The organism is Corynebacterium liangguodongii, assembly GCF_003070865.1.
In the GTDB taxonomy this organism is placed as follows: Bacteria; Actinomycetota; Actinomycetes; order Mycobacteriales; family Mycobacteriaceae; genus Corynebacterium; species Corynebacterium liangguodongii.
The window spans coordinates 466,241-491,807 of the sequence record NZ_CP026948.1; the positions used below are offsets into that span (position 1 = coordinate 466,241).

At 63.0% G+C, this 25,567-nt stretch carries 27 protein-coding genes and 1 pseudogene; 13 read left to right on the forward strand and 15 right to left on the reverse strand.

Annotation, left to right across the window (positions count from 1 at the left end):
- Positions 1-3: 3 nt before the first annotated feature.
- Complete coding sequence (locus C3E79_RS02280; protein ID WP_235840545.1) at positions 4-1,197, forward strand: cytochrome b/b6 domain-containing protein; 1,194 nt, start codon at positions 4-6, stop codon at positions 1,195-1,197.
- A 14-nt stretch (positions 1,198-1,211) separates the two neighbouring features.
- A complete protein-coding gene (locus tag C3E79_RS02285) occupies positions 1,212-1,985 on the forward strand; it encodes a thioesterase family protein (RefSeq protein ID WP_108403451.1) in 774 nt (257 codons plus the stop codon).
- 178 nt (positions 1,986-2,163) lie between these two features.
- Here C3E79_RS02285 and C3E79_RS02290 read toward each other — a convergent pair whose 3' ends face one another.
- The gene (locus C3E79_RS02290; RefSeq protein WP_108403452.1) at positions 2,164-2,634 is read right to left on the reverse strand and encodes a tRNA (cytidine(34)-2'-O)-methyltransferase; all 471 of its coding nucleotides are present in this window, start codon (positions 2,632-2,634) and stop codon (positions 2,164-2,166) included.
- Positions 2,635-2,659: 25 nt separating this feature from the next.
- Here C3E79_RS02290 and C3E79_RS02295 point away from each other — a divergent pair, with 25 nt between their 5' ends.
- From C3E79_RS02295 to C3E79_RS02320, 6 genes are all read left to right on the forward strand, one after another.
- The gene (locus tag C3E79_RS02295; protein ID WP_108405006.1) at positions 2,660-3,511 is read left to right on the forward strand and encodes a bifunctional methylenetetrahydrofolate dehydrogenase/methenyltetrahydrofolate cyclohydrolase; all 852 of its coding nucleotides are present in this window, start codon (positions 2,660-2,662) and stop codon (positions 3,509-3,511) included.
- Between the two features lie 68 nt (positions 3,512-3,579).
- Positions 3,580-3,825, forward strand: a complete 246-nt coding sequence (locus tag C3E79_RS02300; protein ID WP_108405007.1) for a DUF3017 domain-containing protein — start codon at positions 3,580-3,582, stop codon at positions 3,823-3,825.
- A 248-nt stretch (positions 3,826-4,073) separates the two neighbouring features.
- On the forward strand, positions 4,074-4,358 hold the full coding sequence (locus C3E79_RS11785) for a lactococcin 972 family bacteriocin (RefSeq protein WP_108403453.1): 285 nt from the start codon (positions 4,074-4,076) through the stop codon (positions 4,356-4,358).
- A gap of 18 nt (positions 4,359-4,376) precedes the next feature.
- Positions 4,377-6,353 (forward strand): hypothetical protein, encoded by a 1,977-nt coding sequence (locus C3E79_RS02310; RefSeq protein ID WP_108403454.1) that lies wholly within the window; start codon positions 4,377-4,379, stop codon positions 6,351-6,353.
- On the forward strand, positions 6,350-7,018 hold the full coding sequence (locus C3E79_RS02315; protein ID WP_108403455.1) for an ABC transporter ATP-binding protein: 669 nt from the start codon (positions 6,350-6,352) through the stop codon (positions 7,016-7,018). Before C3E79_RS02310 ends, C3E79_RS02315 begins: the two co-directional genes overlap by 4 nt.
- Positions 7,018-7,359, forward strand: a complete 342-nt coding sequence (locus tag C3E79_RS02320; protein ID WP_108403456.1) for a lactococcin 972 family bacteriocin — start codon at positions 7,018-7,020, stop codon at positions 7,357-7,359. Before C3E79_RS02315 ends, C3E79_RS02320 begins: the two co-directional genes overlap by 1 nt.
- A gap of 11 nt (positions 7,360-7,370) precedes the next feature.
- Here C3E79_RS02320 and C3E79_RS02325 read toward each other — a convergent pair.
- Positions 7,371-7,535 (reverse strand): annotated as a pseudogene (locus C3E79_RS02325) (homoserine O-acetyltransferase MetX); the annotation flags it as partial.
- Between the two features lie 264 nt (positions 7,536-7,799).
- Here C3E79_RS02325 and C3E79_RS02330 point away from each other — a divergent pair.
- Entirely contained in the window at positions 7,800-8,036 is a 237-nt protein-coding gene (locus C3E79_RS02330) for a hypothetical protein (RefSeq protein WP_108403457.1), read from the forward strand.
- Positions 8,037-8,062: 26 nt separating this feature from the next.
- Here C3E79_RS02330 and C3E79_RS11790 read toward each other — a convergent pair whose 3' ends face one another.
- From C3E79_RS11790 to C3E79_RS02345, 3 genes are all read right to left on the reverse strand, one after another.
- Complete coding sequence (locus C3E79_RS11790; protein ID WP_425266437.1) at positions 8,063-8,362, reverse strand: lactococcin 972 family bacteriocin; 300 nt, start codon at positions 8,360-8,362, stop codon at positions 8,063-8,065.
- A 370-nt stretch (positions 8,363-8,732) separates the two neighbouring features.
- Positions 8,733-9,881 (reverse strand): homoserine O-acetyltransferase MetX, encoded by a 1,149-nt coding sequence (gene metX, locus C3E79_RS02340; RefSeq protein ID WP_108403459.1) that lies wholly within the window; start codon positions 9,879-9,881, stop codon positions 8,733-8,735.
- A 17-nt stretch (positions 9,882-9,898) separates the two neighbouring features.
- Positions 9,899-11,221 carry an O-acetylhomoserine/O-acetylserine sulfhydrylase gene (locus C3E79_RS02345; protein ID WP_108403460.1) on the reverse strand — a complete coding sequence of 441 codons (1,323 nt, stop codon included), beginning with the start codon at positions 11,219-11,221 and terminating at the stop codon, positions 9,899-9,901.
- 240 nt (positions 11,222-11,461) lie between these two features.
- On the opposite strand from C3E79_RS02345, the gene C3E79_RS02350 reads away from it, so the two are divergent.
- Positions 11,462-12,097: an HAD family hydrolase gene (locus tag C3E79_RS02350; RefSeq protein ID WP_108403461.1), complete on the forward strand. Its 636-nt coding sequence runs from the start codon at positions 11,462-11,464 to the stop codon at positions 12,095-12,097.
- A 56-nt stretch (positions 12,098-12,153) separates the two neighbouring features.
- Here the strand turns inward: C3E79_RS02350 and C3E79_RS02355 are convergent, their stop codons facing one another.
- Genes C3E79_RS02355 through C3E79_RS02375 form a run of 5 tightly spaced genes read right to left on the reverse strand, consistent with a single transcriptional unit; the run spans position 12,154 to position 17,002 of the window.
- Positions 12,154-12,828, reverse strand: a complete 675-nt coding sequence (locus C3E79_RS02355; RefSeq protein WP_108403462.1) for a DUF1868 domain-containing protein — start codon at positions 12,826-12,828, stop codon at positions 12,154-12,156.
- A complete protein-coding gene (locus C3E79_RS02360; protein WP_108403463.1) occupies positions 12,828-14,153 on the reverse strand; it encodes an ABC transporter substrate-binding protein in 1,326 nt (441 codons plus the stop codon). The genes C3E79_RS02355 and C3E79_RS02360 overlap by 1 nt, the downstream gene beginning before the upstream one ends.
- Positions 14,153-14,983, reverse strand: a complete 831-nt coding sequence (locus C3E79_RS02365; RefSeq protein WP_108403464.1) for a carbohydrate ABC transporter permease — start codon at positions 14,981-14,983, stop codon at positions 14,153-14,155. Before C3E79_RS02365 ends, C3E79_RS02360 begins: the two co-directional genes overlap by 1 nt.
- 13 nt (positions 14,984-14,996) lie before the next feature.
- Positions 14,997-15,923, reverse strand: coding sequence for a carbohydrate ABC transporter permease (locus tag C3E79_RS02370; protein ID WP_108403465.1), 927 nt, complete (start codon positions 15,921-15,923; stop codon positions 14,997-14,999).
- A complete protein-coding gene (locus C3E79_RS02375) occupies positions 15,920-17,002 on the reverse strand; it encodes an ABC transporter ATP-binding protein (protein WP_108403466.1) in 1,083 nt (360 codons plus the stop codon). The genes C3E79_RS02370 and C3E79_RS02375 overlap by 4 nt, the downstream gene beginning before the upstream one ends.
- Before the next feature lie 617 nt (positions 17,003-17,619).
- Here C3E79_RS02375 and C3E79_RS02380 point away from each other — a divergent pair.
- A complete protein-coding gene (locus C3E79_RS02380; RefSeq protein WP_159078260.1) occupies positions 17,620-18,609 on the forward strand; it encodes a LacI family DNA-binding transcriptional regulator in 990 nt (329 codons plus the stop codon).
- On the opposite strand, the gene C3E79_RS11795 is transcribed toward C3E79_RS02380, so the two are convergent.
- Both C3E79_RS11795 and C3E79_RS02390 read right to left on the reverse strand, forming a co-directional pair.
- Positions 18,569-18,898, reverse strand: a complete 330-nt coding sequence (locus C3E79_RS11795; protein WP_108403468.1) for an ArsR/SmtB family transcription factor — start codon at positions 18,896-18,898, stop codon at positions 18,569-18,571. The genes C3E79_RS02380 and C3E79_RS11795 overlap by 41 nt on opposite strands.
- Before the next feature lie 790 nt (positions 18,899-19,688).
- Positions 19,689-21,905, reverse strand: a complete 2,217-nt coding sequence (locus C3E79_RS02390) for an NADP-dependent isocitrate dehydrogenase (RefSeq protein WP_108403469.1) — start codon at positions 21,903-21,905, stop codon at positions 19,689-19,691.
- A gap of 141 nt (positions 21,906-22,046) precedes the next feature.
- Here C3E79_RS02390 and C3E79_RS02395 point away from each other — a divergent pair, with 141 nt between their 5' ends.
- Together C3E79_RS02395 and C3E79_RS02400 are read left to right on the forward strand one after the other, a co-directional pair.
- Positions 22,047-22,958 carry an exodeoxyribonuclease III gene (locus tag C3E79_RS02395; protein ID WP_108403470.1) on the forward strand — a complete coding sequence of 304 codons (912 nt, stop codon included), beginning with the start codon at positions 22,047-22,049 and terminating at the stop codon, positions 22,956-22,958.
- Positions 22,959-22,963: 5 nt separating this feature from the next.
- Positions 22,964-23,785, forward strand: a complete 822-nt coding sequence (locus C3E79_RS02400; RefSeq protein ID WP_108403471.1) for a trimeric intracellular cation channel family protein — start codon at positions 22,964-22,966, stop codon at positions 23,783-23,785.
- Here C3E79_RS02400 and C3E79_RS02405 read toward each other — a convergent pair.
- From C3E79_RS02405 to C3E79_RS02415, 3 genes are read right to left on the reverse strand one after another with little or no spacing between them, the layout of a single operon-like run.
- Positions 23,773-24,480: a hypothetical protein gene (locus tag C3E79_RS02405; protein WP_108403472.1), complete on the reverse strand. Its 708-nt coding sequence runs from the start codon at positions 24,478-24,480 to the stop codon at positions 23,773-23,775. The genes C3E79_RS02400 and C3E79_RS02405 overlap by 13 nt on opposite strands.
- Positions 24,477-25,196 carry an ABC transporter ATP-binding protein gene (locus tag C3E79_RS02410; RefSeq protein ID WP_108403473.1) on the reverse strand — a complete coding sequence of 240 codons (720 nt, stop codon included), beginning with the start codon at positions 25,194-25,196 and terminating at the stop codon, positions 24,477-24,479. The genes C3E79_RS02405 and C3E79_RS02410 overlap by 4 nt, the downstream gene beginning before the upstream one ends.
- Positions 25,193-25,546: a GntR family transcriptional regulator gene (locus tag C3E79_RS02415; RefSeq protein ID WP_108403474.1), complete on the reverse strand. Its 354-nt coding sequence runs from the start codon at positions 25,544-25,546 to the stop codon at positions 25,193-25,195. Before C3E79_RS02415 ends, C3E79_RS02410 begins: the two co-directional genes overlap by 4 nt.
- Between the last annotated feature and the right edge of the window lie 21 nt (positions 25,547-25,567).

Consider the following 25,567-nt stretch of genomic DNA (forward strand, 5'->3'; position numbering starts at 1 on the left):
CCCATGGCAACAGCACTACGACGGGGCCTGCCCCGAGTCAAAGGCGGGCAACCGTGGCCGCCGGCCGAGATCGCCGGAGAGGTGGCGCCAGCGCCGGCGCCGGCGCCGGAGCCGGCACACGTGTCGGTCGCGCAACCCGCCGCGATGCGCCAGGGGTTGCCGCGGGTCAAAGGCGGGAAACCGTGGCCGCCGGTGACCCATGTCGAGCCGGAGCCTGTTGCTGTTCCTGCCGCAGCGCCAGAGCCAGTTCCCGCACCTCCGGTGGTCGAGAGTGGGCGTGGTGGGGAGGGCGTCGAGAAGCGCAAGCCCGGGCGGATCCTCCTCGCCGCGGCTGGGCTGGTGGTGCTGGCCGCGATGACCGTGATGAGCGCGCGCTACATCACGCTGACCGAGTGGGGAGCGAGCTTCATCGAGCGCTACAACGGCCACCCGAGCCAGCCCGCCGACGCGCCCATCGGGTTCCCGGTGTGGCTCAACGCGCTGCACTTCTTCAACGCGTTTTTGATGGTGCTGATCATCCGCACGGGCATCTCCGTGCGCCGGGAAACCAAACCTCAGGCGTACTGGACCCCGCGCGGCGGGGGCAAAAAAATCAGCCTCACGCTGTGGTTCCACCAAACCCTCGACGTGGTCTGGGTCGCGTGCGGGGCACTTTTCTACATCCTGTTGTTCACCACCGGGCAGTGGAAGCGCATTGTGCCCGCCGGCCCCGATGTCTTCCCCAACGCGCTGTCCGCGGGGCTGCAGTACCTGACACTGAACTGGCCGACCGAGAACGGATGGGTGCACTACAACGCGCTGCAGCTTCTGACGTACTTCATCACCGTGTTCATCGCCGCGCCCCTGGCGATCATCTCCGGGGTGCGCATGAGCGGGTTCTGGAAGGAAACCTGGACAACGGCGTCGAAGCTCTACCCGGCGCACGTCGCCCGCGCACTCCACTTCCCGGTGATGATCTACTTCGTCGGCTTCATCACCGTGCACGTCCTGCTGGTCTTCGCCACCGGGGCGCTGCGCAACCTCAACCACATGTACGCCGCCCGCGGCTCGGCTGACCCCGCCGAATACGCAGGTGACATCACCGGGCTCATCGTCTTTCTGCTCTCACTCACCATCATGGCCGCGGCGTGGATGGCAGCGCGCCCCGCGTTGCTCGCGACGGTGGCGAACAAGTTCGGCGACGTCAGCGCACGATAGAAAAGGAGATAATCGTGACAGAGTCATACTTCCGACGCACAGGCGACATGGCGTTCGCTCCCACCTCCCACTGCGAAGGCGCCTGGTCGGCGCAGGATTACCACTTCTCCAGCCTCGCCGGGTTGATCGTGCACGTCGCCCAGCGATCCCGTGAACCCGGTGACACGAAGCGGCTGGTGCGCGTGTCCTACGACATCCTCGGCCGTCTCCCGCTGGAGGAAGCGAGCGTCGAGGCAAAGACCATCAGGCCCGGACGCAAGATCGAGCTCGTCGAGGTAACGGTGCATCTGGCGGGACGGGCCGCGATCATCGCTCGCATCTGGTACCTCGACGCGCTTGACACGAGCGACGTGGAAACCGCTACCCAGCAGACGTACCCCGCTCCCGAGGAGTGCAAGGACCAGGGATTCTCCGGGATGTGGGAGGGCGGGTTCATCCGCCAGCTTGTGGGGCGCAAGGTCACCGGCCTGCCGGAGGGCACGTTCTTCTCGTGGTTTACCTCTGAGACGACGATGGTCGACACCGACGAGCGCATCGCGCTCGCGGAGTACTTTTCCCGCATCGACATCGCCAACGGCATCGCCGTCCACCACAGTCCCACCGAGTGGGCATTCCCCAACGTCGATCTGACCGTTCACCTGTACCGCTACCCGTCGGGGCGGTGGAACGGGTTGGAATCAACCAATGTGTGGGGGCCGGACGGTGCCGGTCTGACCAGCACGATTCTCCACGATATCGATGGCCCTCTCGGACGCGCTGAGCAGCTGCAAGCGCTGGGCAGGTTGTAGGGCTTGCGGTGCCGCTGGGGTCGGGGGCAGCGGGGCCCACTGCGCGGTGTGTACTGCGTGATGTGGACGCGAGGGTCCGTCGCGACCTGGGACTTTGCCTCTTCGGCGTTCCACATCGCGCAGTACACACCGCGCAGTCACCCGCAATGGAGCACAACCTAGCCAGTGGCGGCCCGCCTCACATCCCGCCGACGAATCCGAGCTGCCGCCACGCCTCGTAGGTGGCCACGGCGGCGGAGTTGGCCAGGTTCATCGAGCGCCGCCCTGGCAGCATGGGGATGCGCAGCCGGTCGGTCACCCGCGGGTGGAACGCGTGGGCCTCTGGCAGGCCCGTCGGCTCTGTACCAAACAGCAGGGCGTCGCCCTCGCGGTAGGACACCTCGTGGTAGAAGGACGTGGCCTTCGTGGTGAAGGCGAAAACGCGCGAGCCCGGCAGCGCGGCGAAGCAGGCGTTGAGGTTCGAGTGGATGACTACTTCTGCCAGGTCGTGGTAGTCCAGCCCCGCGCGGCGCAGGTGCTTCTCATCAAGGGAGAAGCCGAGCGGCTCGACGAGGTGCAGGGTCGCCCCAGTGCCCGCGCTGAGCCGGATCGCGTTGCCGGTGTTCGGGGGGATGACCGGGTTGTCAAAGATAATGTGCAGGTGCGCCACGGGGCACAAGTCTAGGATGGGGGATGTGAGTGCAATCAAATTGGACGGAAAGCTCTACCGCGAGGAGATCTTCGCGGACTTGAAAAAGCGCGTCGCCGCGCTGAAGGAGCGGGGGATCACGCCCGGCCTGGCCACCGTGCTCGTCGGCGAGGATCCGGCGAGCCAGAACTACGTGCGCATGAAGCACAAGGATTGCGCGGAGCTCGGCATCGCCTCCATCATGAAAGAGCTGCCTGGCGACGCAACGCAGGACGAGCTCGATGCGCTTATCGACGACCTGAATAACGACCCCGCCGTCACCGGATACATCGTCCAACTCCCGCTGCCGAAACACCTCGACGAGAACCGGGTGCTCGGCCGCATCGACCCCGACAAGGACGCCGACGGCCTGCACCCGGTGAACCTGGGCAAGCTGGTGTTAAACGAACCCGCCCCGCTGCCGTGCACACCCAACGGCTCCATCAAGCTGCTCGAGCGCTTCGGCGTGGACCTGGGCGGCGCCATCGTCTGCGTCATCGGGCGCGGCGTGACGGTGGGCCGCCCGATCTCTCTCATGCTCACCACCCGGTCCGTCAACGCCACCGCGGTGCTCTGCCATACCGGTACGAAGGATTTGGCGGCGGAGACGCGCCGGGCCGATGTCATCATCGCCGCCGCCGGCAAGCCCCACATGATCACTCCTGAGATGGTCAAGGAGGGCGCGGCGGTGCTCGACGTCGGCGTCTCACGCGTCGACGGCAAGACGGTTGGGGATGTCCACCCCGACGTGTGGGAGAAGGCCGGTTGGGTCTCCCCGAACCCGGGCGGCGTGGGCCCCATGACGCGTACCTTCCTGGTGCGCAACATCGTCGAGCGCGCCGAGCGCATTGCTGGTTAACCGTGCTGGATAACCCCCACGACTTGGGAAATCGGCCTTCGCCGCTGCCGCTGCGCGCGCAGCAGTCGATGGTCGTGATCTTCGCCGTGGGCCTTCTGGCGGCGACGGCTTACGTGCTAAGCGACCACTGGCGCCGCGCCACCTTTGCCCTCGGAGCGAGCCTGGCCTGGCTCTCGCTGATGCGCTTGACCTGTGACTCGAAGGTCATCGGCCTGGTTGCGGTGCGCTCTAAGCGTTTCGACGCCCTATTTACCGCCGCCCTCGGCGGGGCCATGATGTGGCTCGCATGGTCGGTGGATGCGCTGGGGAGCTAGAAACAACCTCCTGCTGGCTACGGGATGGTTCGTCGGGGCTACCCATCGCGCTGTGTCGCCCGCCCGGCAATCCGGGTCCACGCTCGCGGGCACACCGCCAAGAGTGTACTTAAGTGTAGACACCAAAGAATTAACCCACAATCACTTCCCCTAAGACACCGTGAGGGGCTACCGTATCCCTAGGTTTCGGGTGAATAACCGCACACCTAGCCACTATTGGAACAGCGTTTTCACGGAAGGTACGTGTGATGAAGACTCGACCCAGGATTGCCACCGCCGGTGTGGCGATCCTCCTCAGCATGGCCGGGATGGCCGCGGCAGTCGCGGAGCCAAAGGACGGTGGAGATTGGGATCACGGGAGCAGCGGTGGACGAGTGTGGTCAAACTACTGGCACCCGTCGGTGAATCATGGTGCCTCGGTTCAGGGGTTGCGCTATGTTGACTCAGGTTGCCAGCCGGCGGGAACCTGGGCGCGTGCCCAGGCGCCCTCCAACCCTATCTGGTCTGATGGGTCCTACTATCGGTTCTGCTGACAGGTGCTAAGGAACGCAGTGCACAAAGTACGCGTACAGGCGACATCGCTGTTTGGGGCAGCTATTGCCATCGCCGGGTGCGCGTGCTTCGTCCTGGCATATTGGGCGGCAGCCTTGATCCAGGGGGCCGATGTTGTCGAGCAGGGACGCACAACCCAGATCACGACGGTGAAGAGCGCGGAGGACAACGAGCGCCTTTTGAGCGACTTACAGCAGCTGGCGGTAGATCACGGGCAGCGCATAGCGGTGGCGATCGCACGACCTGACGCGACAGATATTTATGCGGCGGGAACAGCAGGCGGTACTACCTATCGTGGCCTGCCTCCTACCAATCAGCGAATTATGCATTCCTTGGGTGATGTTCCGCTCGGAGACCCGCGCCAAGTCTACCAGCTCTCGGGCGGTAGAGAATTCCACGCTCGCTTTGTTGAAGCCGCCGAGTCCCACGGGTACGACGTAGCCAATCTGGAAAACCACGAGTTTGTCTATCTCCTCGCCGGGACGCCCTTGGCAAAGTTCTTCGGGCTGCTCCTCCTCGCGGCGATGGCCTTGGTCGTCATCGCCATTCTTCTGTCGTCGCAGGACTACGCCACCTGGCAACTCTACGGCTACGGGTATTGGGACAGTGCGCGGAGAGAGCTGGAAAGATCCATTCTCCGCCCACTGTTCGCGGTACTCCTTGGCGAAATAATCATGATAGCGCTCGTCGTGCTCATTTCTTCGCCGCATTCGACAGTCATGCTCATCCGGTACCTGGCACTGTTGTCGATGGTGTTTTCGATCGTCATGTGTGCGGCCTTCCTGGCGTGTTTGTGGGTTGTGCGTCGGCTGAGCATCCCTGCGCGCCTCAAGGGCAAGTTGCCCGTTGGGGAAAGCATGGTGGTCGTTGCCGTGATGTTCGCGTTGACGTGCATTTCCGTGTCGTCGTTCGTTCTTCCTGCCTTCAATATCGTGCCGGAATGGAAGGCACAAGAGGCAGTCAAAGGGGAGTGGGAACGAACCTCGGGGGTCTACCGGGCCGAGTTGTCCGGAGCGCGCAACATGGAAGGTGTCCAAGACTCGACCGCGCGGCTCGCGCAGCGGGTTCGGGAGCTATCTGCGAGGGGAAACGTCGTCCTTGCGGAGTACCTTCCGCCGGATACCCTGCTGGGGGTACACAGCCCCATGATGATCTTCAACAACGAGGGACTGACGCGCTCAGTTGAGGGGACGCTACTCGCCCAGTTGCACGCGGACGCGCAGCCCGTGCCCACGATCTTCGTTCCAGGCGGTGGCGCGCTGAGCGAGGACACGCGTTCGCGCGTGTGCGCACAGTTTGAAACGAGCCAGTGCGCGGTGAGGCAGGTTTCTGGCTCCGGCCACCCCGTCTTTACGTGGGCCTTCAGCGAAGTGGGGTGGATGGATCCGTCGATCGAGATGGATCCCGTTATAGTCGTCGTTCCCGATGATTTGCCGCTGAGCGATCGACATGTCGTCGCAAAGCTGTCGCAGTCGCACATTGGTTTTGTGGGGGGAAATATTGATCTCAGCGACCCGGACATCGCGAATTTCGTGGCCCGTTTGGAGCCATTCGACACCGCTTGGGCGCATGCGCACCGAACCATCGGCAGAGAGATGATCGTCTATGTGGGCGGCGCGGTCATTTCTGTGTTGTTCGCGGCCGGCATTGGAGCAGCAGGGGGAGTCTTCTACTGCAGATTGTGGAGCCAAAACTTACGCGCGTTGAGGATCCTCGGCCGCAGCCCATTGAATGTCTACCGTAGAGCAATCGCCATCGACGCGGTGTCGTTTGCCGCAGTGCTCTGGTACTTATGGCAGCGATCCAGCTACATCAGGTCCCTGGATGCGCTGCCCCCGGGTGCGGCCACACCGTCGATGATTGCCCAATTCAGCGTTCGGCTCCCCGCAGCCCTTAGCTCTGCATTCGTCCCCGTACTTGTTTCGGGAGCGGCGCTGGTAGTGGTCCTTGTCGTAGGAAGGAGGGCAGCGCGATGACTGGGGCTCCGCTTATCAACGTCACCGACGCCTGCTACACAATTGGGTCTCGCACACTGTGGCGCGGGCTCAACCTCGAGGTTGAGCCCGCGGAAATGGTCGCCATCACCGGCCCTTCGGGGGCGGGCAAGACGACGCTTCTGAACTGTATCGGCCTGATTGATCGATTTACCGCAGGCCGGCTGAGCATCCTCAATCGTGATCTCAGCGCGCCCAAGGAAAGCGTCGCGCGGCGGTTTCGTCGTCAAGAGCTCGGCTATTTGTTCCAGGACTTTGCCCTTGTCGAGGCCGACTCGGTCATCGATAACGTCCGGTTGGCGCTTCCGCCGGGTACCTCGAGGCGCGACGCCGTGGAAAAAATCCGCGCGGCCCTCGATGTGGTCGGCCTGAGCGAAAAGAGGAGAAACATTGAGAAGTCGAAGGTGTACGAGCTCAGCGGAGGGGAGCAACAGCGCGTTGCGCTCGCTCGCTTGATCGTCCGCAACCCTCGAATCATTCTCGCCGATGAGCCGACCGCTTCGCTTGACCGCGAAAATGGCGAGATGACGCTCAGGTTGATGCGGCTACGCGCCGAGGCGGGCGCGGCTGTAGTTGTGGTCAGCCACGACCCCTGGGTCGTCGACCACTGCGACCGGGAATTCCGCATAGCAATGGAGGAGAATTAATGAACACCAAACGGATTGTCTTGACGTCGGCCAGCGTGCTGCTTGCGGCGGTGCTTGTGGTCTTCGCGCTGTTGTTCGCGCACCTTATTGGAAACACACCCGCCAGCACTGTGGACCACGACGGAGGAGCGTGGGACACCGGCGCAAATGGCGGTCGAGCGTGGAGCAGCTACGAGCATCCGACGCAGTGGCACTTTGCCGAGGTGCAGGGGCACGGGACGTCGCGAAGCGAATGCGTCGCACCGGGGCAGGTGGCGCGCATGACGGTTGCTCAGAGCTGGATCGGCCGCAATCACTTCGACGCCGGCGTGTGCGAGCCGCCTGCCGCGGTGTCGCCCTAGATGTCGTAGGCTCCGCGGCCGACGTCGTGGCGGTTGAGCATTTCGGTGAGCGTGACGTAGCTGCCGGCGTCGAAACGCTCGACGAGCTTGACGCCTTGGTGATCGAGGTAGCTGTGCACCGCGAAGCGTTGGTCGTCGCGGCGGTAGGGGCCGAAGGGGTCCTCGCCGGCCTGGGCAACCTTTAACTGGAGTTGTTGTGCTGTTCTTACCAGTATCTCCCGAGTTGTCAGCGAAATCGAATTACTTTTCAGAGCGGCCGCAATGACCGTTTGTAACGCACGGATCCTAAAGTGTATGGGATGATTCTCAAAGGGCGCACTTGATTGCTGCGGAAGTGAGCGCTTTCCGCTTCGCGCTGCTGCAGAAGTGCCAATCTACCTAGGGAGCTGCATCAAATTACCGCTATTGACCGGTAATTCCCGCCGTGATATTTTGCCGGCATGAACGAAAAAATAGCCCTTAACGCGATCGGACCGCGAGCTCGTGACGCTGCGTGCCAATTGCGTGCGATTGCCGCATTTCTCTCGCAGATTGATGCTCTTGAGACAGAGGATGTGCCGGGGTGGGAATTTATGGGTACCCGCTTTTTTATCGAGGAAAGGGGGGCTCTTCTCGACATAGCCGACCTTCTGGAATGCGAATTGGCACCTGAGGCGGAAAAGTACGCGGGGCCGTAGGGTGATTCGCGTACTTCTCCGAGTCTCTACTGGGTTGACCAGTATGTGAAGCAGGTACCGGATCCGTAGCCTGCCCTCACAGAGGCATTTGCCCAGTTTCCAGAGCGGGCTGTGGCGCTACGAGAGTCACCGCCCATCGAGGCAGTCGCGGTGTGCGACTTCGAACGGTGCATGTAGTTTGAGAAGCACTCCTTTGTGGGCCCGTTAATGAGACGCCAGCCGTAACTCCAATCACCTCCCCCGACGGATTCATTCTTCGTGCATGGCAGTCCACGCACTGAAAAATAGGGTGTTGTCGACGGCGTGGCATCCAGCTCGAAATGCACGAACCCAGATGTTGGATTACCGAATTTATCAACGGTGAGAATGGTGTGTTGAACCGTTGGGGTAGATGCGATGGCATTGGGCGGGGGCGTGAGGCAAATTGTTGCCGCGAGAACTGCAGGCAATAACCGTGTGACTTTCAAGGGGGCCTCCGAGAGCCAGGCTTGTAGTTGGCTGGGAGGGGTTTGAAACTACCCTTGTCTCAAAACTATACATATAGTTACCAAGCGTTTGGCGAAAATAGCATGGCAAGCGTCCGGGGACGCCCGCTTCATCGGCTGGGTCAGCCAGGGGCGGGCCCTGCTTTTGCACGCCGGGGCAACCGGGGCGGAGGTTCGGGACTGCGGTTGCCCCTTTTTCCGGGTGCGCGCCCTAGATGTCGTAGGCTCCGCGGTGCGAGGCGAAGTCGTGCGGGGACGGCGTTTGCTCCATCAGGGCGATAAAGCGGCGCAGGATGAGGTCCATTTGGCGGCCTTCGACTAAGAAGGCGTCGTGGCCGACGGGGCTAGACAGCTTCGACATGGCCATGAGGTTGCCCAGGTTGCGCGAGAGGTGTTCTTGCTGGTGGTAGGGGTAGAGGATGTCGGTGTCGACGCCGACGATCATCGTGGGGATCTTCGAGCTGGCCAGCGCCTTGTTTAAGCCCCCGCGGCCGCGGCCGACGTCGTGGCGGTTGAGCGTTTCGGTCAGTGTGACGTAGCTGCCGGCGTCGAAACGCTCGACGAGCTTGACCCCTTGGTGGTCGAGGTAGCTCTGCACCGCAAACCGCTGGTCGTCGCGGCGGTAGGGGCCAAGCGGGTTCTCCCCGGCCTGGGCGGAAGTACCGAAACGTTCGTCGATCTCCAGCTCCCCGCGGTAGGTCAGGTGCGCGATGCGGCGTGCGGCCGCGAGCCCCGCGTCGGGGCCGTGGGGCGCGTCGTAGTAGTCGCCGCCGTGCCAGTCGGGGTCGCGGGTGATGGCGGAGAGCTGGGCGGTCTGGATCCCGATCTGCCAGGCGCTCGAGCGCGCCGAGACCGCCAGCACGCAGGCGTAGTCCACCATCTCTGGGTACATGATCGTCCACTCGAGCGTGCGCGCCCCGCCCATCGAGCCGCCGAGGATAGCGTGTACTCGCCCGATGCCCAGGGCGTCTACAAACCGCTTTTCCGCCGTGACCTGGTCGCGGATGGAGATGGCGGGGAAGCGCGAGCCCCAGCGGCCCCCGTCGGGGTGCGGGCTGGCGGGGCCCGTCGAGCCGTAGCAGCTGCCCAGGGCGTTTGTGCACACCACGCACCAGGTGTCGGTGTTCAGCGCCTTGCCGGGGCCGATGACCTCGCACCACCACTCGGCGGCGTTCGAGTCGCCTGTTAGGGCGTGCTCGACAAGGAGGATGTTGTTGGCCCCGGAGGCGTCGCCACGAAACTCGCCCCAGGCCTGGTAGGCGATCTCGGCGCCCGAGATGACGGCGCCGGCCTCCGTGGAGAGGTCTCCGATGCGCACGGTGTGCAGCGCGCCGTCGGAGATGAGCGTCGGGGAGGTCATAGCACTCAAGGGTATCGCTACACCGCCGCGAAGCCGCGCTCGAGGTCGGCGATGATGTCGTTGACGTTCTCGATGCCCACGCTCAGGCGCACTGTCGCCTGCGTGATGCCGGCGCGGGCGAGGCCCGCCTCGCTCGACTGCGAGTGCGTCGTGGACGCCGGGTGGACGACGAGCGAGCGGACATCGCCAATATTGGCCAGGTTCGAGTGCAGCTTCAGCGCGTCAATGAACGCCCACGCCGCGGTCCGGTCGTGCGGATCCCCGGCGACATCGAAGGAGAGCACCGAGCCGGTGTAGTTCAGGCCGAGCTTTTCCTTCACGGCGTAGTAGGGGCTTGACTCCAGCCCGGGGTAGTTCACGCTCGCGACCTTGTCGTTGGCGGCGAGGAACTGTGCCACCTCCAGCGCGTTCGCATTGTGCTTCTCGACGCGCAGGCTCAGCGTATCCAGCCCCTGCAGCGCCACCCACGCATTGAAAGGCGAGATCGCCGCGCCCGTATCCCGCAAAACACCCGCGCGGGCCTTCAGCGCGAAGGCCGCCTCGCCCAGGTCGGCGTACTTCAGGCCGTGGTAGGCGGGGTCGGGGGTGACGAAGTAGGGAAAGACCGGCTCGCCGTCGCGTTCTACCGTCCAGTCGAAGCGGCCGGCGTCGATAATCGCGCCGCCGATGGCAGCGCCGTTGCCGGTGTAGAACTTCGTGGTGGAGACCACGACAATGTCGGCGCCGAGCTCAAGCGGGCGGGCGATCGCGGCAGTGGCCATCGTGTTGTCCACAATGAGCGGAACCTGGTGGGCGTGGGCGACCTCGGCCACGGCGGGGATGTCAAGCACGTCGGCGATCGGGTTGCCGAAGGTCTCGCCGTAGAACGCCTTCGTGTTGGGGCGCACGGCGTCTGCCCAGGACTCCGGGTCGTCGGGGTTGTCCACGAAAGTGAACTCAATGCCGAGGCGCGGCAGCGTGACCTCGAAGAGCGTCTCCGTGCCGCCGTAGAGGCGAGGTGATGTCACGATGTGGTCACCCGCGGAGGCGAGGTTGGTAATGGCGGCGGTCTCGGCGGCCATGCCGGAGGCAAACGCCACTGCTGCCACCCCGCCCTCGAGGCTCGCGAGGCGGTCCTCAAGCGCCTGCTGGGTCGGGTTGGTCAGGCGGGTGTAAATCGGGCCCGGATCGGACAAGTTAAACCTCGCCTCCGCGTGCGCGGCGTCGTTGAACACATAGGATGTGGTCAGGTAGAGCGGCTGGTTGCGCGCCTTGAAATCGGAGTCGAGGTGCTGCCCGGCATGGATCGAGCGGGTCTCAAAAGCCCACTGTTGGGTATCGGAGTTGTCGTATTTCGTCATGGGGCCAATGTATCCTCCCTCCGACAACCGCCCGGACCAAGCTGTCTGATAACCCCGTTGAAGTGGGCGTTTAGGTGAATAAAATTATGTTGTTGGGGAGAGGTGGACGGGAGGTGAACGCGTGGATAGGCACCAAAGTGAAAGCATTGCGAACATTTCGTTTCGCGCACCCCAGCCCGGGCGGGAGGAACATACCATGACGGGGACTGCCTAGATGATCCCCGAAGAAAAGGAATGCGCATGTCCATCGTCGTTTTCGACATCGGTCAAGTTCTTGTCCCCGAGGGAGACCGCATCCCTCGCCTTCTAACGTATCTCACCGACAGCGGGGTGACAGTTACGGTTGATGACCTCTTGCGCGGCTACTGGGCCCACCGGGATGACTACGATCTCGGCCTGCCGGAGGATGAATACTGGCCCAAGGTGCTCCGGGACGCAGGGCTGGATGAAACCGCCTACGACGGTGTCGACTTTGAGGGGCTCGGAGCCCTTGATGGGGCACGCAACTCCGTGCTCGTTCCGGAGACGGAGGAGCTTCTATTCGACCTCCGCGCAGGGGGCCATCATATTGGCCTGCTCAGTAACGCGCCGACCTCGATGATCAAGGCGGTGCGCGAATCCGACTGGGGCAGCCAGATCGAGGTGAAAATTTTCTCCGCCGAGGTCGGCGTGGCCAAGCCGGCTCAGCGCATCTTCGAGATCGCCGAGGGGCAGCTCAAGGAGCGCTACCCCGAATACGAGCGCGAGACCACCTTCTTCTTCGATGACCGCCAGGTCAACATCGATGGCGCACTCGAGTTTGGGTGGGATGCACACCTGTGGGAGGGAGCCGAGGAGGCACGCGAAGTGCTAGGCCTGAAGCCTTCCGCTAAATAGGAAGTGCCCCAGCACCCGATCGGGCGCTGGGGCACTTTTTCTGTAGCCGCGGCGGGTTAGGCCGGGTCGAAGTAGAGCAGCGGCGGGAAGGACTGCATGTCGTTGAAAATGCAGAACCCGACGCGCTCGAGGTCGACCGAGGTTACCTCGGAGGCCCATGAGTCATAGAGGGCCTTCGCCTCGAGGAGGGCAGGATCGTCCGGGTCGGCCACGGTAAGCCGGTAGCCCAAAGTGGAGTGGAAGTGGTACTCACTGAGCTCCCTCACTGGGAACTCGAGGACCGCCCCGGCTTGCTTCCGGAATCTGTCGAGATCGGCTTTAACCTCCTCGTCTGCCGGTACGAGCTTAAACGTCAGCCGCTCGTGGAGATTGAACACACCGGTTGTCTTCATCTCCAACCGCGTCGGCGCCGCGATGTGGGCCTCCGCGAGGCGCTGGCGCATGCGTACGACGGCTTCTGGGAAGTCGTGGGCGTCCTCGAGCCATGCCGGGAGGGGGCCGTTGAACTTGGGCCCTTCGAGCACCGTCATGTGGAAGCTTGACGGCACAGTAAAGGCGAAGTCGGTATCCCACCCGCGCGAACGGACGTCGTTTTGGATCCTTTCTCCGATTCTTTGAAGCGCGGAGCCCTCCCGCACGGCGGCAACAAAGGTCGCTCCGGGGTAGACCTTTGCCACGCCGTCTGCGCGGAACTTCTCGAAAGTATCGGGGGCGTCAACGAGCTTTGCCACTACTTACCAGCTCGAGCGTTGTAGTTGGCAATGGCAGAATCGGCGCCTTGCTTCGCGGTCTCAAGGGCCGTCTTGGCGTCCGACCCGTTGGCAATGGTGGACATCGCCTCGGCGTAGCTCTTGCGGGCGTCGTTGAGAGCACCAGTGTGGCAGCCGGCGCTCACGGTGTTCATCGGGGTAGTGGCAAGCTGATCCAGCAGCGACTTGTGCTGCGGGGTGAGGTTGGATAGCTGCTCCGTAGCGGTGGACGTTGTAGGCAGGTACCCGGTCTCCTCGAAGATCTGCTTCTGGGACTCATCAGAGCCGATGAACTTCATGAACTCCCACGCGGCTTCGACTTCCTCGTCGGAGTTGCCCTCTTGGATCGCCCACAGGGAGTTACCTCCAGGGGCAGCACCGGACTCGGCGGTGTCGCGCGGCATACGATGGATGGACCAATCGAACCCGACGTTGCCTTTTTGAATGTTTCCATAGTTCGAGGAGGAGTTCATCTGAAGGGCAACCTCGCCAGCGAGGAAAGCACCAGTGGCGGCGGAGCCATCGGTGCCCGGGTTGTGGATGGCGCCGGACTTATAGAGCTCGGAGATGCGCTCCCAGACAGCAACAAGATCAGGTTCGGTCAGGTTAAATTCAGTGGCCTGTTCCTTTCCTACACCGTTGCCGGGGGCACAAAATTCCTTGCCCAGGGATCCCGCCAGCTGCTCCATGTACCACGCGGAGTGCTGGAACGTGATGCCGGGCTTGCCGGTCTTGGCGTGAACCTGTTCGATGGCGTTGAGCAGACCCTCGGTGGTGCCGATGGAGTTCGGATCAACGCCGGCCTGCTTGAGCAGGTCGTTGTTGACAAAGATCGCGGGCTGGGAAACCATCGCCGGCATGGAGAAGATCTCATCTTCCATGGTGTAGTAGTTCGCTACACCAGGAACGAGGCTTTCGAAGTTGTACGAGTCGTCATTCTTGGCCAGCTCGGAAGCAGAGCGGACGAGGCCCGAGTCGCGCATGTAGCGGGTCTGGACGTCACTGGCCTGCAGCAGAGTGGGGAGATCTCCGGTCTGGACCGAGGCGATGAACTTAGAAATTGAGTCCTCGTAGGAACCCTGGTAAGAGGCCTTCACCTCGATGTTGCCATTGTGCTCCTCGTTGAACTTCTGCACGAGCTTGTCCAGTGTCTCCCCGGAAGCGCCGGAGGATGAGTGCCAGAAGTCAACGACCACTTCGCCTTCGGCATTCTTCGTGGTCTCCCCGCCGCCGCCACAGGCGGCCAGGGTGGTGGTGGTCAGCGCGGTGAGCGCGAGGACAGAGACGGTGCGGGTGAACTTTTTCATTACTTGACAGCTCCTTCGGTAAGGCCGCGGGTCAGGTATTTCTGACCACTCACGACCAGGATGATAGTGGGAAGTGCGGCGATGAGCAGGCCGGCGAGAACCAGGCCTGTATCAATCGCGGTTTCGTCAGCCAGGGCCTTGATGCCTGGCTGGATCGTGCGTGACGACGGCGACTGCGTGATCAGCAGCGGCCACATGTAACCATTCCACGCACCGATTGCGCTGGTGACGATGGCGGTCATGCACACCGAGCGGTTCAGCGGGACGATGAATGTGAACAGGAACCGAAGCCGACCGACGCCTTCGAGGCGGGTGGCTTCGTAGATTTCCTTCGGGAAACCCTTGAACGCCTGGTAGAACAGGAAGATCGTGAACGAGGAGGCGATGTAGGGCAAAAACACCGCGATGACGGTGTCGTAGAGGCCCATCTCGCGCACGGTGAGGTAGTTACCGATGACGGAGAGCTCGTGCGGGATCATCATCGGCAAGATGAAGAAGACGAGGACCTTCCCCGGCGCAGGGATGCGGCCGAACGCGAGGGCGAAGGCCGCGAAAAGAGCGGTAAGGAACTGGCCAGCCGTCTGGAAGATCGTCACAATAAACGAGTTGATCAGCTGCTGTCCCACCTGCGACTGCCGCCACGCGCGGGGGTAGTTATCGGCCACGAAGTCGCCAAAGAGCAGGGACTGAACGCCGGCCTGGATGTCCGCGGTGGAGCGGAAGGAACCGATCAGGGCGTAGAAGACCGGGAAGATGATGAAGAAGCTGGCGATGAGAAGCCAGATCCACAGCAACGCGGTCGTCAACGGGGAACGAAGTTGAGAATTCATGGTCTATGCCTTCCTATTTGTTCCTGTTGGAGAGACGGAACTGCACAAGGGTGAGCACGAGCACCAGGATGAAGAGCACCATGCCGCGCGCCGAGGCGCCAGCGAAGTCTGCCGTACCGCCGCCGAATGCCTTGTCGTAGATATCCAGCACGAGGGTGCGCGTCGAATTGCCCGGGCCGCCGCCAGTCAGCACGTTGAAGATCGTGAACTCCTTCATCGCGGCGATGGACTGCGTGACCACCAGGACCATGAGCATCGGGGCAATACCGGGGACGATGATGTGCCGGATGTAGCGAAAGCCAGTCGCGCCGTCGAGGTTCGCGGCCTCAACGACCTCGGTGGAGATGTTATCGATGGCCACCACTAGTAGCAGGATGACAAAGGAAATGCCGATCCAAAGGTCGACGATGATCGCCGAGAACAGCGCCACGTTCGGGCTGGTGAGCCAGCCCACCTGGGGCAGGCCGAGGGAGGAGAAGATTTGGTCGAACAGACCGACGGTCGGGGCGAACATGTTGCGGAAGACCAGGGTGCCGATCGCTGTGGAGACGGCCATGGGCACAAGCACGAGCGAGCGCATCCAGAACGTGCCGCGCAGGCGGTAGCTCAGCGGCAGCGCGATGCTCAGGCCAAAGAGGAGCTTGAGCAGCACGGTGATGATGGTGAAGATCAGCGTGCGCGACAGTGTGGACAGGAACGTCGGGTCCGAGATCATCTCGAGGTAGTTGTCTAACCCGGCGAATCCCTTCGGCCGGCCGAAGAGGTCGGTCGAGGCGAAGGAAAGGTAGAGCGCGCGGAAGAAGGGGTAGAACTCGAAGACGAGGAACAGGACGATGGTGGGCAGAAGGAATGCCCAGGACAGCCAGTCAATTCCCTCGGTTTGGGGTTTCTTCGGCTTTGTCTCTTCCGCCTTTGTGGCGGTGCTAATTGCAGTCGTCATCGCACCAGGCGCTCCTCGGTCTGCCCGTCAAAGACGTGAAGCTTGTCGTAGTTGACGCGCAGCGCGATGGGGGATCCGACGTCGAAACGCTCGGTGTTCGGGATGCGGGCGAGGAAGGTCTTGTCGGTGCCGAAGCTATCGACGAAAACGTGGACGAACTTATCGGAACCGAAGTTCTCCACGAAGCGGACCTCGCCGAGGATGTCCGCATCGGCCTGGGATGCCAGCTCGACGTCCTCGGGGCGGATGCCCACAATGACGGAGGAGGACGACGGCTGCTTCTCCAGCGCCGGCATGGCCAGGCGCTGGCTGCCAACGAGGAAGGAGTTGTTGTCGATGGTGGCGTTGAGCAGGTTCATCGACGGGGAACCGATGAAGGTGGCGACAAAGACGTTAGCGGGGTGAAGGTAGAGCTCCTCAGGAGATCCGACCTGTTGCATGTTGCCGCCTTCGAGCACAGCGATCCGGTCTGCCATGGTCATGGCCTCAACCTGGTCGTGGGTGACGTAGAGCATCGTCGTTCCCAGGTCGCGCTGCAGCTGGCTGATTTGGGTGCGGGTGCTCACGCGCAGCTTCGCGTCCAGGTTAGACAGCGGTTCGTCCATGAGGAAGACCTTCGGCTTGCGCACGATGGCGCGGCCCATGGCTACGCGCTGGCGCTGGCCACCCGAGAGCGCCTTGGGCAGGCGGTCGAGGTACTGGTCGAGCTCGAGGAGTCGGGAGGCCTCCTTGACACGAGCGTCGCGTTCTTCCTTGGGCACCTTCTGCATCTTCAGCGCGAACGCCATGTTGTCCGCCACGGTCATGTGTGGGTAGAGGGCATAGGACTGGAAAACCATGGCGACGTCGCGCTTCGACGGCGGGAGGGAAGAAGCAGGGGTTCCGCCAATGTAGATCTCGCCCGAGGTGAGTGCTTCAAGGCCTGCGACCATGCGCAGGGTTGTCGACTTGCCGGATCCCGACGGACCGACAACCGCGATGAGCTCGCCATCATTGACCTTCAGGTCGAGATTATTGATGGTCGGCCGTGGATTGCCGGGATACTGCAGCGTGGCAGCATCGAAGAGGATTTCAGACATGTAGTCAGCCTTTCTAAGACATCGGTTTGGAAACAGGAAAGACCGGTGTGCTCGATTTTTCAAGCGCATGCAACGATGTCAGGCTGGTATGACGCGACGATTGCGGTAGGGTAAACATGAGGGAAATTGGCGGAGCGCAGTGCGTTTGTGCAGTTAAGACACGCGCTTATCGACGTCCCTACCCCGCCACCTGTGGTTATGGGGTGCGGTGCTGGATTAGTAAGTTAACTCCAGTTGACGCACCTGACGTTTTGGTAAATCGCCCCTCGCCAAAGCGGGAAAGTTAACCTTGAGCCCGTTCAATATCCCATTAGCGTGGGAAAATTCTCCCTTTCGGCTTATGCAATGCTGGCAATGTGTCGGCAATCACAACCGTGCGGGGGTAGATGATGGGGGTAGAGGGCGTGGCCTGTCGGGTCGCAATGTGCTGTTAAGCGCACCTGGAGAGGGCGAGGGAACGGGAGATGGCGACCGGTGGGGTAGCCTAGGGGTGTTGTTGGTAAATGATCGGCCGCGATCTCATGGGGTAGAAGGGTTGTCCGGTGGGCGATAGGGGAACAGGTTCCGAGGGGGAGCGGGGTGCACAGCCACAGCCCCAGAAGCCCACGATGTCTGACGTGGCGAAGGCCGCCGGGGTGTCGCTGAGCTCCGTATCCCGGGTATTTCTTGGGCAAAAGAAAGTCTCTCAAGCGACGCGGCGCAAAGTGCTCGCAGTTGCAGAAGATATCGGCTACGTGCCCAACCCGTTCGGACACCGTCGAGGGCAGAAGGACGACCGTACCATCGGACTACTCCTACGCGATGCGGATAATCCAGCCTACGGCGCATTATTTAGCTCGCTGCATCACGTTGCCCAGAAGCGCGGCTGGGAGCTGGCGACGATGACGGTGAACACCGGCAAACAAGACGACTACCAGGTCGAGCTGTTGCACCAGCTGTTGGGGATGAAGGTCGCGGGGCTTATCGTCGCCACGGGGGACCTCCCGAGCAGCGCGCTCGAGCCGTTTATGCTGCGGGTGCCCATTCTACGCATCTGTACCCCGGAACCCGATAGGCTCGTCCATGCGGTCTCCTATGACTCCGCGGCGGCAGGAGCGGAGCTGGCCCGGCTCGTCTTGGAAGCGGGGCACACCCGTATCGCGGTTGTGAGGACGTGTTCTGATATTTCACTACCTGAATGGACCAATGCCACCTCTGCCATCGGCACGATCCGTGAGGCAGGGCTCGAGCCGTTTATTGTCGACGTCCGAAACGATGCCGGTGCAGACTACATCCTCCCTCTCGTCCAAAGCGGCGCTGTGAGCGTGGTTATGTGCCCGTCGGATCGGCGGCAGGTGGGATTTATTGAGCTGTTCGAAAAAAGCGGGCTCTCCGTGCCCGGAGACGTAAGTGTTACTGGCTGTGATGGTCTCCTTCCAGGCTCCGAGGTCATGGGGCTTACCACCTATCGCTGGCCGGTCGAGCGAGTTGCGGAGACAGCGCTATCCCAGATAATTGACATCATTGGCCGATTCGGTACCCCAAACAATCGCCTCTCCCCCGTAAGCATCACCATTGGCGGGGAACTTATTCCCGGTCGGACGCTGGCGCAGGTCGCGGGGGAATAATCGGCAGCGCCGCATCGAGGATGCGGTGGGCGGTAGGCCTGAGGGAAACGATGTTCCCCTTTCCCACTCTCCGCAATTCGATCAAGTGGCAATTGGACAAGATGTGCAAGTGTCGGCTGAGAGTCGAGGGGCTGACCTGGAGGTAGGCGGCGATCTTTTCCTGTGGCTGCGCGCCGTGCACGGACAGGGTTCGAACCACCGCCCAGCGGACCGGATTGCTTACTGACGCGATGATTCCGACGTGCTCTGAAAAGCGCGTGTAGCAGTTAATGGGGATGCTTAGTGGCATTTCAACCCTCCTCGTCCTCTACATGGTGATACTGTGAGTCATCTTAAAGAGTATCTAGGCTGTACGGAATGGCACTAGTGCATCGACGCGTCGAATTTTGTGCACGAATCGCTCCGCGTCAATCGCGATGTACGTGGTAGGGAAAGTCTCATGAGTCGTATCGCGTGCGAAAGTTTCGAAGTGAGAACTATGCCATAACGCTGTGGCAGCGCGCCTCGACATCCTGTGTTGGTACCTGCCTTACTAGACGGACGTCGTACTTCGGGTGTCCGGGAAGTTGGTACTGGGGACCAGCTTGTGAGTCTGTAGGCGCTTGCCGGAATGTAGCCCACTGGTGCTCCTTGAAAAGGAGCCCAAAACACTCCTCTACATGAACCTCACCGGCAAGAGATCGGATGGGTGATTTCATTGGAAGAAAGGGCGCAGATCCACTACTTGCACGGGCCAGGTCTGTCTTTTCACCAACTCGAAAGACCCGCTGCTGTGGTCGGAGCGGCGCGACCACAGGGAGGCGCCCGACTGTAACCGCCAGCACGAGGTCGCTGCACTGCGTGGCGACGACCCCTGAGGGCGGTACCCGCCCGCTCGAGTAAGGATTGCAACTCGCCTCGGGCGAGGTGAACACGAACCGATCATCGCCGGTTCGTCGACGCGGACGGGTGTTAGCTCAATTCCCAGTGGGATGACCGCTACTCGCGCGGCTACCCCTTCTCCTAGAACCACCTCCCCACCAGCGAGGAGAGCACCTGGGCGCAGTTGAAGCTCGACCCAGCACTAGCAGCTCGACGGGCTAGGCCTGGGATAGGTCGTCGATAATCTTGTTGAAGGTCGCCGAAGGGCGCATCACGGCGGCGGCCTTCGCGTCATCGGGAAGGTAGTAGCCGCCGAGGTCGCCCGGAGTGCCCTGGGGCGCGAGGAGCTCGGCGGCGATCGTCTCCTCGGCCTCGCGCAGCGCTTTCGCCACGGGGGCAAAAGTTGCGGAGATCTCCGCATCCTCAGTCTGCTTCGCCAGTTCCTCGGCCCAGTGCACTGCGAGGTAGAAGTGGGAGCCGCGGTTGTCAATCTCGCCAACCGCACGCGAGGGAGAGCGGCCCTCGACGAGGACTGTCTCGGTGGCGTGATCCAAGGCGTCGGCAAGAACGTTCGCCTTTGCGTTGCCGTGATCGCCCTCTAGGCGGAGAGACTCCGCGAGCGCGAGGAACTCGCCGAGCGAATCCCACCGCAGGTGGTTTTCCGCCTCGAGCTGCTGGACGTGCTTCGGGGCGGAGCCGCCCGCGCCCGTCTCGAACAGCCCGCCGCCGGCCATCAGCGGCACGATGGAGAGCATCTTTGCCGAAGTGCCCAGCTCGAGGATGGGGAAGAGGTCGGTGTTGTAGTCGCGCAGCACGTTGCCAGTAACCGAGATGGTGTCCTCGCCCGCGCGCAGGCGCTCAATCGAGATCTTCGTCGCCTCCACCGGAGAGGCGATCGAGATGTCCAACCCGTCTGTGTCGTGGTCGGCAAAGTACGTCGTGACCAGCTTGATAAGGTTGCGGTCGTGAGCGCGGGTCTCATCGAGCCAGAAGATTGTCTTCATCCCCGACTTGCGGGCCCGGCTCACAGCCAGCTTGACCCAGTCACGGATGGGTGCGTCCTTGGTTTGGCAGGCGCGCCAGATATCGCCCGCCTTCACGGTGTGCTCGAGGATCGCCTCACCAGCGGAGTTGACTACCCGCACCGTGCCGTCGGCCGGCACTTTGAAGGTCTTGTCGTGCGAGCCGTACTCCTCGGCCTTTTGCGCCATGAGCCCGACGTTGGGCACGGTGCCCATCGTCGTCGGGTCGAACGCGCCGTGCGCGCGGCAATCATCAATCACGGCCTGATAGATCCCCGCGTAGGACGAATCCGGGATGATCGCCAGGGTGTCTTGCTCCTCGTCGTTCGCGTTCCACATGTGGCCAGAGGTGCGGATCATCGCGGGCATGGAGGCGTCAACGATGACGTCGGAGGGAACGTGCAGGTTGGTAATGCCCTTGTGGGAGTTCACCATGGCCAGCGCGGGGCCCTCGGCAAGGCCACGCTCGAACGCGGCGCGGATCTCCGCGCCGTTGTCGAGGTTATCAAGCCCATCGAGGATCGCGCCGAGGCCGTTCTCGCCATCGAGGCCCGCGGCGAGCAGTTCATCACCGTGGGCCTCGTAGACGTCCTTGAAGTACGCGCGTACGACGTGGCCAAAGATGATGGGGTCGGAGACCTTCATCATCGTCGCCTTGAGGTGGGCGGAGAACAACACGCCCTCCTCCTTGGCGCGCGCCACCGCGGCCTCGAGGAAGGAATCGAGCTCCTCGGCCGACATGAAGGTCGCATCAATGACCTCGCCCTTGAGCACGGAGAGCTCTTCCTTGAGCACGACGGAGGAGCCATCGGCACGCACGAGCTCGATGCGCAGGGTGTCATCAGCCGGCATAATGACGGACTTTTCGTTGTGCCGGAAATCTCCCGACTCCATCGTGACCACGTTGGTCTTGGAATCGGGCGACCACTGGCCCATGGAGTGCGGGTGCTTGCGCGCAAAGTTCTTCACCGCGCCGGGCGCGCGGCGGTCCGAGTTGCCCTGGCGCAGCACCGGGTTGACCGCAGAGCCCTTCACGGAGTCGTAGCGCTCCCGGATCTCACGCTCCCGCTCGTTGGCCGGGTTATCCGGGTAGCTCGGGATGTCAAAGCCCTTGGCCTGCAGCTCCGCGATCGCCTTTTTGAGCTGCACGAGCGAGGCGGAGATGTTGGGCAGCTTGACGATGTTGGCTTCGCGCTGTTCGGCGAGCTTGCCCAGCTCCGCGAGGGCGTCGTGGGCGTAGGCCTCGTCTTTCACGCGGTCCGGGAAGAGCGACAGGATGCGTCCCGCCACCGAGATGTCGCGGGATTCGACGTCGACCCCGGCGTTGGAGGCGAAGGCCCGGACGATGGGCAACAGGGAGTACGTCGCCATCAAGGGGGCTTCGTCGGTGCGTGTCCAGATGATCGTAGCCACTATGTTCGCTCCTCGAAGTAATTCCAATAATCCAAGCACTCAGGATAGCAACAATCGCCCTCCGCCACTGTCTGGGAACGACCGAGCGCTCTGCCGGGTGACATCTGGGCTTGTGTCCCGGCGATTGTTAATGTTTCTCCCATGAGCCTTACCATCGCCAGCGTCAACGTCAACGGCATCCGCGCGGCCACGAAGGTCCGCAACGACGAGAACCTGGGCATGCTCGACTGGCTCGAGCACACCAGCGCCGACGTCGTGTTAATGCAGGAAGTCCGGGCGGAGGCCGACCAGGCGACGGCCGCGTTGGCGCCCGCGCTCGAGGCGGGTTGGCACCTCGAGGTGGCCCCGGCGACGGCGCCGGGGGCGAAGGGGCGCGCGGGTGTGGGCATTCTAAGCCGCGCTCCGCTGCAAGACGTCGAGGTGGGCATCGCGGGGTTCGACGACGCGGGGCGTTTTATCGCGGGCACGCTTGGCGACGTCCGAGTGGCCTCCCTCTACCTCCCCTCTGGGTCGGCCGGCACGGCTAAGCAGGACGAGAAGTACCGCTTCCTCGATGCCTTCGAGCCGCTGCTTGCACAGTGGGCCGAGGAATACCCGAGCATGGTCATCGGCGGGGACTGGAACATCTGCCACCGCCGCGAGGACCTGAAGAATTGGAAGACCAACCAGAAAAAGTCGGGGTTTTTGCCCCACGAGCGGGCCTTCATGGATTCCGTCTTCGGCACCTTCCCCGACGAGGAGGCCCAAGATATTGAGGCAAAGTCGGCCCACGGTTGGGCGGGTGCCGTGGAGTACGCATCAAAGGGGCGTCGTCACGCAAACGCGAGCCCTGCGTGGTACGACGTCGCGCGCAGGCTCCAGCCGGAAGACGCGCCCTATACCTGGTGGACGTTCCGCGGCCAGGCGTTCAATAACGACGCGGGCTGGCGTATCGACGTCCAGGCGGCGACCAAGGCCATGCTCGAGCGCGCGCAGAGCACCTGGGTGGAGAAGGCCCCGAGCGTCGAGCAGCGCTGGTCGGACCACTCGCCGCTGATGGTGTGCTACCAGTAATTGGTATGGAAGGTTTAACCCTCGTCGGGTTTGGCACCCCGGAGCTGCTAACCACGCTCTATGTCATCGGCATCGTCGCGGAATCGATGACCGCGGCCGTCACCGCCTGCCGCATGCGCATGGACCTCTTCGGGGTGATCACCCTCGGCGTCCTCACCGCGCTCGGCGGCGGCACTGTGCGCGACATCATGCTCGGCTCCTACCCGCTGACCTGGGTGGAAGAACCTCGCTTCCTCGTGGTCTGCGTGCTGGCTTCCGTCATGACGATGTGGCTGAAGTGGCTGATGTACCAGCTGCGAAAGTTCTTCCTCGTCGCCGATGCGGTGGGCCTGTCCGCCTTCGTTGTCCTCGGCATCCAAACTGCGCTGTCGAACGGCCACGGCTTCGTTATCGCCGCGGTGGCCGCTGTGGTCACCGGCGTCTTCGGCGGCGTCCTGCGCGATATTCTCTCCGACCGCATCCCCCTCGTCTTCCGCGAGGAGCTCTACGCCTCCATCGCGATCATGGGCACGGTCGTCTACATGCTCCTGGAAAAGGCCGGGGTGCCGGAGTGGATAGTCGTTATCGCCACCGTCGTCTTCGTCTTCGGCATGCGCCTTTTGTCCCTGAAGTTCCACTGGTCGCTGCCGAACTACGAATACGACGAGGAAAAACTCACCCACTTCGATCCCCGCTACCAGCTCACCGCTCTCATGCGGGAGCGCGCGCGGCAGATCCCCGGCGCCCGGCGCGTCTACCGCAACGTGCGCACCGTTGTCGAATCCGCCCCGCGCAGGCACCCGCGGCGCGGTCACCGGGGCCAGCGCGGTCAGGGTCAGGGGCAGTAGCGCTGGGCCCGCGCGATGACCCACGCCGCCCCCGGGGCGAGGATGGCGAGCACGATCGCTGCGGCCACGGCGCCCGCGTTCGGGCTGGTTTCGTGCAAGACCTCGCCCGCGATCTCGACGGTCTCGCCGAGCGAGGCGAGGGCGATGCCTGCGCAGAGTCCGGCCAGCGCGGCTGAGGTAACGAGGATGATCGCCGCGGTTCGGTCCTTGCTCGCCAGACCGATCGCGATGCCCGCGAGCCCGGCGACGCAGAAGAGGGCGAAGGTAAGCAGCACCCCAAGGACAATCGTGCCGGCGGTTTGGCCCGCGTCATCCACCATGTAGGGCGCGCTATAGGTGTCCAGGTAGGGCGCAGATCCGTCGGTGATGATAAAGATGTCGAACATCGAATACCACGGATTGCGCGCCATGTTCACCTGCCCCGCCGCCACCGTCGCGGCGGTGAGGACGAGGGCGGAGACGGCCACGAAGCCTAGGCCGCCGCGCAGCCAGCGCCGGAAGCTCGCGCCGAGCTGGTTCAAGGCCGGCCACTGTGAGGCGCGCCATGCGGTGAAGGCGCCGAGCGCGACGGCCGCGAGCACGGTCCACGTCGTACCGCTCAAAGCGAGGAAGCGCCCGCCCGCCGAGATGATTGACGCGGCAAGGACTGCCGCGACGGGGGAGGGGGAGGTACGGGGTCCGAGGAAGAGTGTCACGATAGGATGTCCTTTCGGGAGGCGAGCAGGTCGATGAGCTGTGCGTCGTGGGGATAGGCAACTTCGACGCCGGCGCCGGCACCGCCGGGGTCGACGTTGAGCGGCTCCGCGAGCTGGGCGCGCAGCGTGGGGCCGAGGTGCGAGGTGGAGACCACCGTGCGGTGCGCGGTGAAGGCCTCGACGGCTTCGCGGGGGCCGGTGAGGATCGGGAACTTCGCGCGCACCGCGTCGAGGGAGACGGGCCCTTCGACCGTTCGGTCGAAGACCCGGATGACGCGCTCGGCGAGGCCGGCGAGGTCTTCGGCGCGGTGCGAGGACATCACCACCGTGCGCTCGGGGTCGGCGGCGATGTAGTCGATGAGGTGCTCGCGCAACCGGGTGCGGGTGGAGACATCGAGGCCGTCGAAGGGTTCGTCGAGAAGCAAAAGCGGCTCACCCGCGGCGAGCGCGACGAGGAAGGTGAGTTCGCGGCGCTGGCCGACGGAGAGTGCGGCGATGTGGGTGCGCTCGGCAAAGCTCAGTTCCACGGGGGCAAGCGGCTTTGCCTCCCCAGCCCAGGCGAGATGGTCCCCCGCTGTGCGTCCGGCGAATAGGGCGTCCGCCGCGGCGGGCACGAAGGCCGCTCCGGGGCCGAAGAGGGAGCGCAGGTAGTGGGTCTTGCCGGCCGCGCTGGGGCCGATGAGCCCGTAGATGCCGGGGGAGTGGGGAGAGGTCATCGGTTCTGCTCCTTCTGGATCATGTTGATGAGTTCTTCCGTGGTGATGCCGAGCTGCTTGGCTTCGTGCAGGAGAGGGTCGAGGAATGCGTCTCTAAATGCCTTGCGGCGGGTGGCAAGGACGTGTTCGCGCGCCGTGGGCAACACAAACATCCCCAGGCCTCGCCGCTTCTCCAACAAGCCTTGGTTGAGCAATTCTGTGAGCGCCTTTGCTGAGGTCGTGGGGTTGACGGAATGGAAGTGGGACAGCTCGTTCGTCGATGGCGCCCGATCGCCCGGGGCGAGCTGGCCTGAGGCGATGAGGTCGCGCAGCTCGTCGGCAATCGCCATGTATATGGGTTTACCACTCATGTGGGTAACCATAAGACCCGA

Coding starts and splice junctions, on each gene's coding strand:
- C3E79_RS02280 (WP_235840545.1), top strand. CDS start 4: ATGGCAACAGCACTACGACGGGGCCTGCCCCGAGTCAAAGGCGGGCAA.
- C3E79_RS02300 (WP_108405007.1), top strand. CDS start 3,580: ATGGTCGTGATCTTCGCCGTGGGCCTTCTGGCGGCGACGGCTTACGTG.
- C3E79_RS11785 (WP_108403453.1), top strand. CDS start 4,074: ATGAAGACTCGACCCAGGATTGCCACCGCCGGTGTGGCGATCCTCCTC.
- C3E79_RS02315 (WP_108403455.1), top strand. CDS start 6,350: ATGACTGGGGCTCCGCTTATCAACGTCACCGACGCCTGCTACACAATT.
- C3E79_RS02320 (WP_108403456.1), top strand. CDS start 7,018: ATGAACACCAAACGGATTGTCTTGACGTCGGCCAGCGTGCTGCTTGCG.
- C3E79_RS02330 (WP_108403457.1), top strand. CDS start 7,800: ATGAACGAAAAAATAGCCCTTAACGCGATCGGACCGCGAGCTCGTGAC.
- metX (WP_108403459.1), bottom strand. CDS start 9,881: ATGACCTCCCCGACGCTCATCTCCGACGGCGCGCTGCACACCGTGCGC.
- C3E79_RS02345 (WP_108403460.1), bottom strand. CDS start 11,221: ATGACGAAATACGACAACTCCGATACCCAACAGTGGGCTTTTGAGACC.
- C3E79_RS02350 (WP_108403461.1), top strand. CDS start 11,462: ATGTCCATCGTCGTTTTCGACATCGGTCAAGTTCTTGTCCCCGAGGGA.
- C3E79_RS02360 (WP_108403463.1), bottom strand. CDS start 14,153: ATGAAAAAGTTCACCCGCACCGTCTCTGTCCTCGCGCTCACCGCGCTG.
- C3E79_RS02365 (WP_108403464.1), bottom strand. CDS start 14,983: ATGAATTCTCAACTTCGTTCCCCGTTGACGACCGCGTTGCTGTGGATC.
- C3E79_RS02370 (WP_108403465.1), bottom strand. CDS start 15,923: ATGACGACTGCAATTAGCACCGCCACAAAGGCGGAAGAGACAAAGCCG.
- C3E79_RS02375 (WP_108403466.1), bottom strand. CDS start 17,002: ATGTCTGAAATCCTCTTCGATGCTGCCACGCTGCAGTATCCCGGCAAT.
- C3E79_RS11795 (WP_108403468.1), bottom strand. CDS start 18,898: ATGCCACTAAGCATCCCCATTAACTGCTACACGCGCTTTTCAGAGCAC.
- C3E79_RS02395 (WP_108403470.1), top strand. CDS start 22,047: ATGAGCCTTACCATCGCCAGCGTCAACGTCAACGGCATCCGCGCGGCC.
- C3E79_RS02400 (WP_108403471.1), top strand. CDS start 22,964: ATGGAAGGTTTAACCCTCGTCGGGTTTGGCACCCCGGAGCTGCTAACC.
- C3E79_RS02410 (WP_108403473.1), bottom strand. CDS start 25,196: ATGACCTCTCCCCACTCCCCCGGCATCTACGGGCTCATCGGCCCCAGC.
- C3E79_RS02415 (WP_108403474.1), bottom strand. CDS start 25,546: ATGAGTGGTAAACCCATATACATGGCGATTGCCGACGAGCTGCGCGAC.